Source organism: Paenibacillus etheri, assembly GCF_001012825.1.
GTDB lineage: Bacteria > Bacillota > Bacilli > Paenibacillales > Paenibacillaceae > Paenibacillus_AQ > Paenibacillus_AQ etheri.
Map to the genome: position 1 here is coordinate 430,678 of NZ_LCZJ02000037.1, position 13,108 is coordinate 443,785.

Genomic DNA, 13,108 nt, shown 5'->3' on the forward strand with positions numbered 1-13,108 from the left:
TAGTTATACTCATTATATCATCTGATCTCACCGTGCTACTCTATGTTATATCGAACCCTATCATTAGTATAACCTTTATATTTCTACTCATAAGACATTTCATATTTCGTTAACCCTATCGCGTTTGCGTACAGTGCCGCCTGTGTCCGATCATTAACCTGCAGCTTTGCTAAAATCTGGCTGACATGCTTCTTGACCGTAAATCCACTGATAAAAAGACGTGTAGCAATCGTTCTGTTGCAAGCACCTTGTCCAAGCTCAATCAGTACTTCCTTCTCTTTCGGTGTCAATTCATCCGTCGGACTGCTGCCGCTAATACGCATCTTTTCTTCCATTAGACCAGGATCATAATACTTTCTCCCTTTGTATACCAATTGGATAGCAAAGAGCAATTCCTCCGGCAAGGCCTCTTTCAGGACATATCCATCCACCAGTACTTCTTCAGCTCTCAAAAAATCCTCTCTGCTCGCAGAGGAAGTCAACAGAATGAACTTACTGACAATACCGCGAGCACGTGCTGTCTGAATGACATCCAAGCCCGATTCATCAACAAGCTTAAGATCAATGAGAACAATATCTGGCTTTGTCGCTTCGATCACATCAAATGCTTCCTGACCATTCGTAGCTTCACCAGCGAATTGCACACCTGGCTGCATTGAAATGACAGATGCCAGCCCTCTTCTAACTAAAGGGTGATCATCTACAATAACGATTTTCATAGAAACACCTCCCTCTAAACCTCATGTGTAATTGATTGAATGGGCTGGAAGAGTTGGACCATCTGATTCATTATAATTAAAAGACCTATCCGGTTATAGTGAGCGTTGTCATCACTTCTGTCATATTACAAAATGGATAATTTTATAAAATAAGTATGTAAAAGGAGTTTAACTACCCAAACCAAATAAAGGTCACGCGTTACGAAAGCCCAATAAAAAACAGGCGAATCATGGTTGTATACACCACAATTGCCTGTTCTTTTTTGCCTATGGGATTTAATTGTTATCAATAAAAGAAAAAGATCGACCTTTAGGACTGGAGGTCTACTTAATTCCCCGCACCAAACAAACGCCGGAACCAATTCCACACATCGCCCGTGATAGGAATTAACCCGAAACCATGCTCTCCAACTGCGATTATACCATATGCCCATTGTCCAATAGCTACCACACCCGCAGCGATACGGCCTATGGCTACCGCCCCAAACGCCGTATCACCTATGGCGACAGCTCCCAAGGCTTTTTCGGCTATCGCGATCGCTCCTACAGCCACTCCTGCAATGGCAATCGCCCCAGCTGCGAAGCCAAGCCAGCTAAGTGCTATCGCTCCAAGGGCTAACCACATTCCTAGTGATATTGCACCCACAGATAGAACCCCTACGCTTATCGCACCTATGGAAATCAAACCAACAGCTATATCTCCAATGGCAATTAATCCAACAGCTGTCTTCACTTGTGGCCTACTTCCGTGACCATACCCCTGACCTGAGTATCGACCCAAATTGCTGCGAATACTTACCACCGGAAATGATGGAGACGGCCATTGATAATCAATTTCTCGTCCGTCTAGTCCTCTAGAATCTGCCCAGCGTGAGATATATTTATGCCATTTCATGTCTATCCGTCCCCCTTCTCAATTACCTAAATTGTACAGCCCTGGGGTTTACCTGTAATCAGACTCTGACCTGAATTCATCTCATCCTCTAGACGGAGATATACTCGTCTCAATCGAAATCCGTATACTCCAGTAAATAAGCCGGGTCTAACACGGTTATCTGTTGATGTTGAATCTCAATAATCCTTTGCTCTTGCAGATCTTTAAGCACAAGGGTAGCCGTCTCCCTGAGCGTTCCGATCATATCCGCGAACTGCTGATGGGTCAGTCGGAGATCAATCCTCATCTCGCCTTGCTCCTCTATCCCGAATCTTTGGGATAGTCTTCTTAGTGTAAAAATCGCACGCGCTCTCGCATCATGAAATTTCATTTCGTGTAATAACCGATTCGATAAAAATAAACGATCCATTTGCAGCAGCATCAATTGTTCCTTAATCAATGGATAATCGGCAAGCATCTGCTCAAAGGGCTCACGTTTAATCTCAAATAATACTGTATCGTTCATAGCTACCGCAGATAACACTCTTACATTAGAGGGATGAATCACTTCCAGATCACCAAAGAAATCCCCTTTTCCAAAAAGATCTACGGTATGCTCTTTCCCCTTCGTAGTAGCGTACACCCTAATAATTCCCGAATAGATAACATAGGCATGATCCCCCGGATCTGATTCTGCAAACACCAGGGTGCCTTTGGAATAGGCCCTATAAGTGAACAGTCTTGAGACCGCCTCGATCGCCTTCGAGGGTAAACCCTGAAAGAAACGGATACCGGTCCAAAAAGAAGCTTCCATCTCATTATTCCTTTCTAAAACACACCATAGTTTTGTATGCCAACATACAGATAATAAATCATCATCCTGTTATATTCTATCGTAACGATGCCAAAACCAATAACAAAGGAGATCCTTCCATGAGATATAATTTTGACGGAAAAGGACTTACAGAAACGCCAGAGGTCGTGTTTGAGAGCAATCCTCTACTAGAACTGAGCATGTACAACAACCATATTAAAGAGATTCCCGATCAACTCTTCCTTCATGATGAATTAGAGGTACTAAATTATGCGGGTAATGACATCGAGCGGTTATCCGAGAATATCGGTCGTTTAGTTCACTTAAGAATGCTTGATTTAGGGCATAATCGACTCAAGGTATTGCCGGAAAGTATAGGAGGACTAGGGGGGTTGGATTCTTTTCTATACCTAAGTAATAATCAGTTCGAACAGCTGCCAGAGCAGCTTTGTAATCTCCAGAAACTTAAGTATCTGAACGTAACAGATAATCATCTCAAGCAATTGCCTACTCATATAGGTGAAATGAGCAGTCTAATTGAATTGCGGCTATATTACAATCAGCTAGAAAGTCTGCCAGATTCAATCACACAAATAAAAGGGCTAAGAGAGATCCATCTATATGGTAATCAACTGGTCTTGTTACCCGAGCATTTGGGTGCTATTGAAGAACTTCGGATACTTGATTTAAATGATAATCGAATCACTGAACTACCTTCATCCATCGGTAAACTAAGCAAGTTAAGAAGACTGAACCTTCGAAAAAATAAACTGAATAAGCTTCCTGAGGAAATAGGTCAATTAAGCAGCCTTTTTGAGCTCGACCTAAGAGATAATAACCTACAAGAAATTCCGAACTCCCTGCTACAACTAGAACGATTAGAGAAACTGGATCTCAGATGGAATCACAGCTTGAGAAGAACAGACACTTTAGAGCAATTAGAGCAAAGAGGATGTATCGTTTATAAATAACAAAAAAGCCCCTGTTAAAGAAGCTTTTCATTCAAATCTATGCTATGCGTGACTCGGTTTCTCCCCTGTTCTTTAGAGGCATAGAGCGCTTGATCAGCTTTTTGCAGTAGGGTGGTTTCTGAATCGGTTGGAATAAATGTAGCTACACCAATGCAAGAATTTTGACCGATTTTACCGCACGAATGCTTCCCCAGCGCATAAGCAAGGGGGGTATGGCCTAGGACTCGCGATTGCCAAATCCATCGTTGAACTGCATAAAGGAAAAATTTACGCTAAAAGCACGGTCGGCGAATCTACAACATTCTACGTTCATCTTTCATAGCTAAAAGTAAAAAGAAGACTCAAACCCTGTTACACTAGGTTTGAGTCTTTTTAATATACTGATAATTTTCTATACTTCGCCCCAATAGACCTCTGTCTCATATTCAAAAAATACTTTATCATCCTGTTTATTTCGTTCAAATAGGCTCCGCAGCTCTGTCATCATGTTCTCGTAACGTGGATCTCCGGGGGCCGGAATGTAGGAAGATGATCTCGCCCGCCCGCTTAATCCTTCGAAATCAAACACCTGCTGATTGCTAAAGTGCGCTACTTGCATCTGTCCTGTCTTAAAAAAGGAACTAAGGATCTCAGGGGTAATGTTCTTATGATTAACTTGAGTGTAGTCCGTGCCGAAGGTTTGCACCAGCTGCTCATATTCCTCCAGAAATGGGGTACCGTAAGTACGCCGAGAATTCCATATTAGAACCACCTTTCCGCCCGGTTTAAGAATCCGTTTGAATTCCAATTGCGCTGCGTCCCTATCAAACCAGTGAAACGCTTGGGCACACACGATAAAGTCTATGGAATGGTCCGAAAGTTCTGTCTTTTCGGCAGACCCTGGCGATACGCGGAAATGATTATCCTTTGCGAACTTCTCTTCCGCAGCTGTACGCATTTCCGGATTTGGTTCAACGGCAGTCACGCGACTCCCGCGCTCCAGAAGCAATGCTGAGAATATTCCCGTTCCTGCGCCAATATCAGCAATATCACAATTCGGTTTTAGCCCAATCGTATGGTACAAATAATCAATGGCTTCTTTAGAATAACTGGGCCGATATTTCACATACGAATCTACCCGATTTGAGAACCGTTCTTTGTTATTCATCTAAATACTCTCCCTTAGCTTTTAGGTTCGTACTCACTTAATTTGCCTTGATAGATCAGCTTCAGCCGATCGCTTTGCCGAAAATCATCCGGCGTTACGAGCGCAGGCAGCTTTTTCCATAGCTTAATGCCGGACCTCTCCAGAATTTCCGCTACAAATTGTGAGCAGAAGTAGGAGTTGCTGAATTCGACAGGTTCCTTTAGTGCGATACCAATCACGCCGAGAATATTATAAAGATACTTTTGACGACTTCGGATAAAGACTTTGAGTACCCGCTCCATTTTCTCCACTTCACGGGCTGTTACTTGAAGTTCGTAAAGAACACATGTTGTATTGGGGTACTTACTGAACGTGCCTGTCTTAATATCCTCCTTCACGAATCCTCCATTCAGAGGGTTGCTTGGGTGCTTTCTGCCAAAGCTATATAACTCTGAGAGCTCCCGATTAAAGGAGATCGAGGCATGATTATAGGGTGCTCTCGTGTAGCCTTGAATAAGCTTCGTAAAGAGCGTTCCGGTATTCGTAAGCAAGATAAAGACCGATGGATCATCTGCCATTTACAATTTTCCCCTTATCAAGATTGGACGTTTCCTTCATAATAACATATGAACCCATTAATGGAATCTACTCTACGACAAGTTGGTGATTAGCTATCGACCGCTCTCTATTAACGATAATCCTGATTTTTGCAGCCTTATCGGCCATTCACTTGATGTATGTAGTTATAGGCAGATTACAACCAAGTAAAGACTATACAGGTATCGGCTTCCGCATCAAAACCTGGTGGGGAATGCTCTTCATCTTTTGTTTAACTACTCTTTTTAATCCAGTCGTCTCACTACTGTCACTTATGGTGCTAACCTTCTTTGCGCTCAAGGAATATTTCTCCATGATAAAATCGCGAAAATCCGACCGCAGACTATTTCTGTGGGCGTACTTATCCATTCCTCTACAGTTCTACTGGATTTATATCGAGTGGTACGGGATGTTTATTGTCTTTATCCCTGTCTATGTATTCTTACTCCTACCGCTACCTAGGCTCATTAATAAAGGGACAGTTGGCTTCCTGCGTAGTGTTAGTTCAACCCAGTGGGGATTAATGCTGATGGTATTTGGACTTAGTCACTTAGCCTATTTTCAATTTGCTACACCGGAGTATGGAGCGGGGCTTGTATTATTCCTAGTAGTGCTGACACAGCTGAATGATGTAGTCCACTATCTGGCATCCCTTTATCTAGGTAAGCGCAAAGTGGTTCCAACCGCTAACCCGTATTTGACCTGGGAGGGCTTTGCTTGTGCGTTTGTCGTAACAACCGGAGTCTCCTATCTGATCTATCCCTACCTGACGCCGCTCAACCCGATCTTCGGTTTCCTGTCAGGCATGCTGATCAGTTTGAGCGGCTTCTTGGGTAGTTTAACGGTTTCCGTGCTGAAGCGAGATTTGCTCATCGGTGATGGGGATAAATTCGTAGCTTTAAAAGAAAGCTATTTAAGCCGTGTCGATAGCTTGACCTATACCTCGCCGGTCTTTTTCCATGTCATCCGTTATTTCTTCGACTTCATGTAGATTAGTTTTCTACGACGATTTTGGTCGCTTGGCCGATAGGCGGCATGCTCTTGGTCAACATTGGACCGTAGAACGCATACAATTTATCACCTTTTTTTAGCTCACTTGCGGCAATTTTCTGATTGTCTTTCGTGCCGAGAATTGGCGTAGTGTCTGTAATATTCAGAACAATCGTCTCGAAGGATGTCTCACTGAGTTTATCGCCTTTGATCACAACGCGAGTGATGCCGTTATCCAAAGGAGTAACCTCTTCGATCACACCAGCCGTTCCCAAAGTCTGCTGATCGGGGGGAGCTTGTTCTTTCACAACAATTTTGATCGCGCTCGTCAATGGCGGCATGCTCATAGCCATGACCATGCTGTGCTCGACCTCGATGGACATGCCCAGCTGCAGGTCAGCGAACGTTAATTTCTTATTATCAGCTGATACGATTTCCGTTTCATCGGAAATGCCCAGGCGAACGCCATGACCATAGCCGTTGAGGCCGATTTCAGCATTTTTTTCGCCCTTATAGATACTAGTGATTGATCCTTGCTTGATCGTGTCTGAAGCGGTCTCTCCATTGCCTTGTTCCTTGGAATTAATCGAAATCGTTCCAGTTGGGCCTGCGATAATTTCAAGCTTCATCACTTTTTCGAAGAAAGATAGTGGAACGTAGGTTTTACCGTTTTTTAGCTCTGGTACAGCACCCAGCGAAAGGAGTGTTGTGCCATTACGGTAGGCATCTTTTGCAATTTGAAAGGACATCGACTGGCTATCTTTCACAAGACCTAGCGATTGAAGGCTCTGAGTCCATGTTAACTTATATCCAAGCGCTTCAGCTGCTGTACGGATAGGAATCATAACCTCCTTGCTTGAACCTACATATAGCGGAGCATCGACTGGGGAGAAGCCGTTACCATTAATGACCAGCACATATTTTAGACCGCCAAAAGAATCCTGCGGCACTGAGGAATGGGTCGCTGGTTTGACTGGAGCTGGCTGGATTGGGGCAGCAGAGATGACGTTCGATGCTATGAGCGTACCAGCCAGGACAGCTCCGATTACTTTGAATGTTTTCATAGTGAATTATACCTCCTGAGATGAATGAAATTATGCTACTCTATCATTCTTAACGTGAGGTTCTGGAAAAATGTTGCGATAAGTTTGATCACTCAGCCGTTCCATAAATGATCTTGGAGCGTCTTTGTCATGTCCTCTTGATGGCTGGCAAACTGCTTAAATCTATGTCCGTTCGCTCCAGAAGGATGAGGAAATCCCCATAAGCAGCGCTGATCATCGAGCTTACCCTCAGATACCAAAAGCCGGAGCATTCCCTCCACAGTTTTCCCTAGAGGAATAATTAAAGCTTGGCTCAGGATGCCCAGCTCCTGCTCTAACGACAATAGAGCACATTCTCTAAGGGACGGATCTGAAAGCAGCTTAGGATGTGCTCCGCTATAATTTTTCTTCTCTATGAACACGGGAAAACGTAATAAAGAGGTGGTATGCAGGTTCGTTTGCTGCTCCTGAAACAATTCGCTATTCTCATTTGTGTAAAACCGGGCGTTAGCCCAATAATAATCAACTTTGCAGATGGATTGATGTATTCATTGTGCGGTGCATAGTACATTTCAAGCTTGCCGCTTCGTTTCATTAGAAGCGTATCCACCTGCAGATCGTCTTTCGATAGCGTGGTCCCCTTCGGAAGTGAGAGTATCGCTGTTTTATACTGTTGTAAATGGTTAGAGATGAGCATGTCATCCACCTCTCAGGTCCCTATAACGATCCACTCACGAGACGCCCTTCGAACCATACCGCTTGACGGTCCGCTCTTCTTGCTACTGCTTCGGCCGAGCAGCTGGCATGCAGTAACACAAAGCTTGCAGTGTCTCCTACTTTTGGCCATACCTGTTCACCCTTTAGATTAAGAGGCGTTATCCCCCCTGTTATGAATCTAAGGGATTGCGATAAGGACCGTTCATCACTACACCCATATAACTCTGCGTACCGTCCCGTCTTCTCCAATTGATCTCCATTTCCAAAAGGAGACCAGTGATCCGTAAGGCTGTCTGTTGCCAGTTTCACTTGTACACCTTGGCTGTGCAGCATCGGCAGTGGCATCATCATTCTTCCAATAGGTACTGTGGATGCAATACCCATACCAAGTGATGCCATCCGTACAGCCATTTCTTCTGCTTCCTGCTGCGGAGCACCTGCGAACCAGAATGCGTGACTAACGGTCACCTTGCCCTGTAAGCCGGCTTCTTCTGTGAGATCAGCCAAACGCGACAGCGTCTGCTTTCCTGCTTCTTTTCCATCATGTAAGTGAAGATCAATACCAGCATTATTCATTACTGCTAGCTCGACCATGGTCTGAAGTGACTTCTCGATATCTCCATCCACTGAGTATGGATCGACACCACCTACATAGGTTGCCCCCGCTGCCAGGGATTGCTTTACTAATTCAACAGAATTGGAGCGAAGCAGACCATGCTGCGGAAAGGCTACAATTTCAGATGATATCTTGCCGGAGAAGGTATCCAAGGCTTGCAGGGTTGCTTCTAAACGCTTCAGACCGCTGACAGGCTCAATATTACAATGACTACGCACATGTGTGGCACCAAACCGCTGTATAAGCGTCAAGATGCTCTCCGCTTGTTGTCTCGCCATGGGCAGCAGCTTAGGCAATAATACCTTCTCTTCCTCAATCCGTTCAAAGACACTGGACGCAGGCTTTACTGCCTTCCATGGTCCAGCAAAATATGTTTTATCTAAATGGATATGCGCCTCCTCAAAAGAAGGAAGCATCAATAACCCTTTGCAGTCATATTTAGGTAGATGACTCTGAAGCTCCACGTCCGCTCCAACCACTTCTGAAATCTTATCCCCGTCAATTCGGATATGACAAACCTTCGTATCCGTACCAACCACTTGTCCATCCTCAATACCATAACCCTGTTCTAAACTTATATTGGTTAACCAGTAAGAAGCATTTAACATGCTACCCATCCTTTTCTCAACAATTTAATATAGGTGCGAACCACATTCTAAATGTACTGTTATGGTACCATAGCCCTCACCATATAAAAAATGATTGAATAATTTCCAAGAATGAGATTATATCGTAAACATCCCGACTTCTAACTTTAAAAATACAGATAACTCGCTGAGTTCTCTAAGTTTGGTCGTCATCTCATCGATAGTCGCAAGCTGCTCCTCCGTGGAAGCCGCTACTTCCTGTGAGGACGATGCCGACTGATCAATGAGCTGTGAAGATTGTACCAGAGCCTTCAATGATTGCTGTGTCATTGTAGACAACTCACCAAATATGCCTTGAATTCGCAACGTGCTTTGGGTCGTTAGATCAACCTTCTGAACGATTTCCTCCAGGGATTGTTGCCCCTGTAACACTAAACCATTCTGTTGATTGACCACTTGTTGACTCGATTCCATCGTTTTGACCGCTGCATTTGTATCCGCTTGAATCGCGCCAACAAGCTCGGCAATCTGCTCGGCCGCTCTTTCGGAGCCTTCAGCAAGTTTACGGATCTCTCCTGCAACTACAGCAAAACCTTTCCCTTGTTCTCCTGCGCGGGCCGCTTCAATGGCTGCATTAAGCGCGAGTAGATTCGTCTGACTGGCTAATTCAGAGATCACGGTAATAATCTCACCGATTTGGCTGGATCGGTTGTTCAGCTGTGCAATAGTCTCTGTTGAGCGCTCAATGGAACTAACCATAGTTTCCAAGTGATCTACAGATGCCTGGTTTGCACGCTGGCCAGTTTGCACCGCTTTTATTAAATGATTGGAATCGTGAACTGTCTTTACCGTTTCCTGCATAATTTCCTCAGAGATTTCCCCTGTCCGTTCCATCATCGTGAGTACTTGCCGCACATGCTCTGCTTGCTCCGTCGAACTCACAGCCATATCCGTAATAATCGTTGTAATTTGCTTGGATGTCTCATTTGTCTGCTCTGCTGAAACTTGAAGTATCCCTGCATTTTCATTCAGATGATTGGCCTGTGAAGTGACATTCCCTACGATGGCCCGAATGTTATCCAGAAACTGATTCATGGAATACGCCAACATCCCAATCTCATCATTTCGCTTCATGTCCAGCTTCTTGGTCAGATCGCCTCCGTGTTCCACAAGCTCCATTACATGCTCATTGATTCTGCGAAGCGGTCGTACAATAAGGCGGGTTAAGATAATGAAGAGCAAGACAATAAAAATAATCAGAGCGATAACAAAACCGCTTATAATTAAATATTGGTTGTCCATCATAGGCTCCAAAATCTGTTTTACAGGCATCACCAGCACTAAGTTATAATCTGTATCACCGATTCTTGTAAAGGCATAGACATTCTTCGAGTCCTCCGTACCACTAGTTCCCGTAGATTGTGTTATGACCTGACCGACCTTTTGCAGCTGTATGTCCGGTTCATCAGATATAACTTTACCTATAACGTGCTTAGGGTTCTGACTTGCTACGTATCTTCCAGCTTTATCTATGACAAAATAATAACCTGCACCCTCCTCCTTCATTCCAGCCAAGCTCTTCTCGAAATCATTCGAGAATTGACTATTTAGTTTAGTAGAAGTAAGCTCCACCTTATAGTTAAGCTTTAGTTCAACTTCATGACTGACAATTTCATTAAACTTAGAAAATGTGTACACACATAGACCTGCAAAAATCAACACCATGTATACTACAGAAACGGTCATAACGATGGTTCGAACGGTTTTCTTTTTCAATGTCTGAATTCCCTTCCAATCTAGTGACATCATGTCATCCATAGCTACAGATTAATCTGACCGTGATGTTTGACTCTGGACCTAGCTTCTCCAATGCGACTAACTTCCTTGTTCAGTAGCTCATCCACTCGCTGGCTCTTCAGCCCCCTTCTAGGAATCTCCTTTAAGACCTCTTCCAGTCCGGTGATCATGTTCAGCGGTGCTTCTCGATCTGCCCCCGGTGTATCACCATTGTCGTGCAGAACGATGATAGAACCGGGTTTTATCTTTTTCAATAAGTCATGCTTTATTTGGGCTGCGCTAACAGACGCCTTCCAGTCTCCCACCATTACAGACCACAACACTACCCGATAAGAACGTCTAAGAAAGACAAGATCGCCTAAATTAAGGAGCCCCCATGGTGGGCGATACAAGATAGGCCGCTCTCCTGTAATCCGCTCGACAATATCAGCTGTTCGATCTACTTGCTTCCGTCTATTCGTCCATGGGGAGTAAATCCAGTTGGGTGTATGCGTATAATTATGAATCCCAATCTGATGTCCTTCCCGGTGCATTCGCTGGATTAAATCCGGGTATTGCTCAGCCCTCTTGCCTAATACGAAGAAGGTCGCTTTAACGTCATGTTCATTTAATAAGTCCAGTAATTCTGGGGTATAGCATGGATCGGGTCCGTCATCGAAAGTAAAAGAAATTCCCTTCGCAGCATCTCCTCTGGAGACAACACCCCATCCCCATATTCGAGTAATCACAAAAGGAACGATCATATAAAGAATAATCACATCTATAGCTAAAATAGTGAGCGTCCACATCAGGAAACCGCCTCTTTCCTTCGGGGAGCAAACCTTGCTTTCAAAGACTGCTTACTAAGCACGAGCATCTTAGGTGACAACTTCTCCGTGCTGTCCTCAACGCGATGTTTCCCCTCCGGATGCAGCACCCGAAGTAAGAACCGAAGATAGATTCCGAACCATCGCCGCTGCCATTTGGACTTGATAGGATGCTGCTCAAACCCTATTCCATGAATGATCCCGCGGTGAAGTAGCGTAATCCCCGTTAGCGCCTGCACTTTGCTTAGTTCTGGATTGCTATCTAGTTCACGACTAATCTCCTTCATGGCCTCGCGAAGCATACGTGCAGTTCGAATTCCGGCCCGATCAGCGCCAAGGGTACGTGTTAGCTGTACAACCTGGCGATTATCCAGATGAAGCTCACCCACCCAATCTCCGGGAAGAATCTGATGCCCATCTTTGCAGACTATACTTTCACCGTGATACTTTAACACGACCAATTTACATATCCCGTATCTCCACACGGACTGACTGCGGAATTTGGTGACAATAGCAAATAGGTTCTCCCACATCATCCAAAGAGATTGCGAGAATAATTTTATAAATGAAACTGAGGCAACCATTAATCTTCCTTCTTTCGTGTAAAAGTTTATCTTCTAGCAAAATCTTTCACTAAACGCCGCGTATACCTGCCGATCATCTTTACTAAACCGTTGCCAAGATAAGCACCTATCCATAGAAATACCGCGCCTAACAGCATGAACAGAAGTGAGGTGTTGAGTGTTTTATTTTCAATCCCGAATAACGATATAGAAGAGATATCGATGAAATACAAGATAGGTGCGAACAAGAGAATAATAGGGGCCAAGTAAAAAAGAGTTGCACAGATGAGGCTGAGCATTCCAATTCCAAGTTGCAGCATCAACCCTATAATCGCTCTCCAATTATGTTCATTCAGAAACTCTGCCTTAACCTTTTCCCACAAGCTACCTTCTTCTTGAGATCGGGTTGGGAGCGTGCGAACGGAGATATCCGTATAGACTTTCGTCCGAATTCGCTCATGCTGTAAAAAAGTCTCGGTAGAACGTAAAACATAATAAAGGATTGGAATCCCTACTAAGGTAAAGGACATCGCAACCCCAAAGGTGATGCCTACCAAATAAAAGCAAAAGTAAAATAGCCCTGTGGCAAAAGTAATTAATAAGAAACAGAAATTCCTCACATGTTTCCGGATCATTTGATTCATTTTCTTTTCTCCCTCTCTGCAATAAAAATTTGTTCATCTATGCAGCTCCTATGTTAATACTCCTGGTGTAAATTCGACCAGTGCCATAATGTCATATGACATTTATTCCATTCAAGCATAACCGCCTTCGGCTTCCTTATAAGGACGGTAAGCGATTAAGCGAGAAATATAAGACATAAAGTATGGTGCGAAACTTATACTTTCTTATATTATTAAAAAAACACCATATCGCCCACTCCCGCAA

Annotated in this window: 14 protein-coding genes and 1 pseudogene; 3 read left to right on the plus strand and 12 right to left on the minus strand. The window is 44.0% G+C overall.

Going from position 1 to position 13,108, the window contains the following annotated elements:
• Positions 1–83 precede the first annotated feature (83 nt).
• From UQ64_RS25435 to UQ64_RS25445, 3 genes are all read right to left on the minus strand, one after another.
• Complete coding sequence (locus UQ64_RS25435; RefSeq protein WP_060626156.1) at positions 84–719, minus strand: response regulator; 636 nt, start codon at positions 717–719, stop codon at positions 84–86.
• A gap of 328 nt (positions 720–1,047) precedes the next feature.
• Positions 1,048–1,614 carry a hypothetical protein gene (locus UQ64_RS25440; protein WP_060626157.1) on the minus strand — a complete coding sequence of 189 codons (567 nt, stop codon included), beginning with the start codon at positions 1,612–1,614 and terminating at the stop codon, positions 1,048–1,050.
• Positions 1,615–1,723: 109 nt separating this feature from the next.
• A complete protein-coding gene (locus UQ64_RS25445) occupies positions 1,724–2,407 on the minus strand; it encodes a Crp/Fnr family transcriptional regulator (RefSeq protein WP_060626158.1) in 684 nt (227 codons plus the stop codon).
• A 119-nt stretch (positions 2,408–2,526) separates the two neighbouring features.
• Here UQ64_RS25445 and UQ64_RS25450 point away from each other — a divergent pair, with 119 nt between their 5' ends.
• A complete protein-coding gene (locus UQ64_RS25450; protein ID WP_060626159.1) occupies positions 2,527–3,378 on the plus strand; it encodes a leucine-rich repeat domain-containing protein in 852 nt (283 codons plus the stop codon).
• Positions 3,379–3,523: 145 nt separating this feature from the next.
• Positions 3,524–3,700: pseudogene (locus tag UQ64_RS30400) on the plus strand (ATP-binding protein); the annotation flags it as partial.
• A gap of 69 nt (positions 3,701–3,769) precedes the next feature.
• Here UQ64_RS30400 and UQ64_RS25455 read toward each other — a convergent pair.
• Both UQ64_RS25455 and UQ64_RS25460 read right to left on the minus strand, forming a co-directional pair.
• On the minus strand, positions 3,770–4,525 hold the full coding sequence (locus tag UQ64_RS25455) for a class I SAM-dependent methyltransferase (RefSeq protein WP_060626160.1): 756 nt from the start codon (positions 4,523–4,525) through the stop codon (positions 3,770–3,772).
• Between the two features lie 14 nt (positions 4,526–4,539).
• Positions 4,540–5,082 carry a hypothetical protein gene (locus tag UQ64_RS25460; RefSeq protein ID WP_060626161.1) on the minus strand — a complete coding sequence of 181 codons (543 nt, stop codon included), beginning with the start codon at positions 5,080–5,082 and terminating at the stop codon, positions 4,540–4,542.
• Between the two features lie 95 nt (positions 5,083–5,177).
• On the opposite strand from UQ64_RS25460, the gene UQ64_RS25465 reads away from it, so the two are divergent.
• Entirely contained in the window at positions 5,178–6,092 is a 915-nt protein-coding gene (locus UQ64_RS25465; RefSeq protein ID WP_060626162.1) for a phosphatidate cytidylyltransferase, read from the plus strand.
• A gap of 1 nt (position 6,093) precedes the next feature.
• Here UQ64_RS25465 and UQ64_RS25470 read toward each other — a convergent pair whose 3' ends face one another.
• The 7 genes from UQ64_RS25470 to UQ64_RS25500 all read right to left on the minus strand — a co-directional run bounded on the left by UQ64_RS25470 (position 6,094) and on the right by UQ64_RS25500 (position 12,864).
• Positions 6,094–7,155, minus strand: a complete 1,062-nt coding sequence (locus UQ64_RS25470) for a copper amine oxidase N-terminal domain-containing protein (RefSeq protein WP_060626163.1) — start codon at positions 7,153–7,155, stop codon at positions 6,094–6,096.
• 92 nt (positions 7,156–7,247) lie between these two features.
• Positions 7,248–7,610: a uracil-DNA glycosylase family protein gene (locus UQ64_RS32395; protein ID WP_060626164.1), complete on the minus strand. Its 363-nt coding sequence runs from the start codon at positions 7,608–7,610 to the stop codon at positions 7,248–7,250.
• A 241-nt stretch (positions 7,611–7,851) separates the two neighbouring features.
• Positions 7,852–9,075 (minus strand): amidohydrolase, encoded by a 1,224-nt coding sequence (locus tag UQ64_RS25480; protein WP_156417669.1) that lies wholly within the window; start codon positions 9,073–9,075, stop codon positions 7,852–7,854.
• 117 nt (positions 9,076–9,192) lie between these two features.
• Positions 9,193–10,830: a methyl-accepting chemotaxis protein gene (locus tag UQ64_RS25485; protein WP_167348523.1), complete on the minus strand. Its 1,638-nt coding sequence runs from the start codon at positions 10,828–10,830 to the stop codon at positions 9,193–9,195.
• A gap of 44 nt (positions 10,831–10,874) precedes the next feature.
• The gene (locus tag UQ64_RS25490; protein ID WP_060626167.1) at positions 10,875–11,639 is read right to left on the minus strand and encodes a polysaccharide deacetylase family protein; all 765 of its coding nucleotides are present in this window, start codon (positions 11,637–11,639) and stop codon (positions 10,875–10,877) included.
• Entirely contained in the window at positions 11,639–12,241 is a 603-nt protein-coding gene (locus tag UQ64_RS25495; RefSeq protein ID WP_060626168.1) for a YkoP family protein, read from the minus strand. Before UQ64_RS25495 ends, UQ64_RS25490 begins: the two co-directional genes overlap by 1 nt.
• 26 nt (positions 12,242–12,267) lie before the next feature.
• Positions 12,268–12,864 (minus strand): sensor domain-containing protein, encoded by a 597-nt coding sequence (locus UQ64_RS25500; RefSeq protein ID WP_060626169.1) that lies wholly within the window; start codon positions 12,862–12,864, stop codon positions 12,268–12,270.
• Positions 12,865–13,108 lie beyond the last annotated feature (244 nt).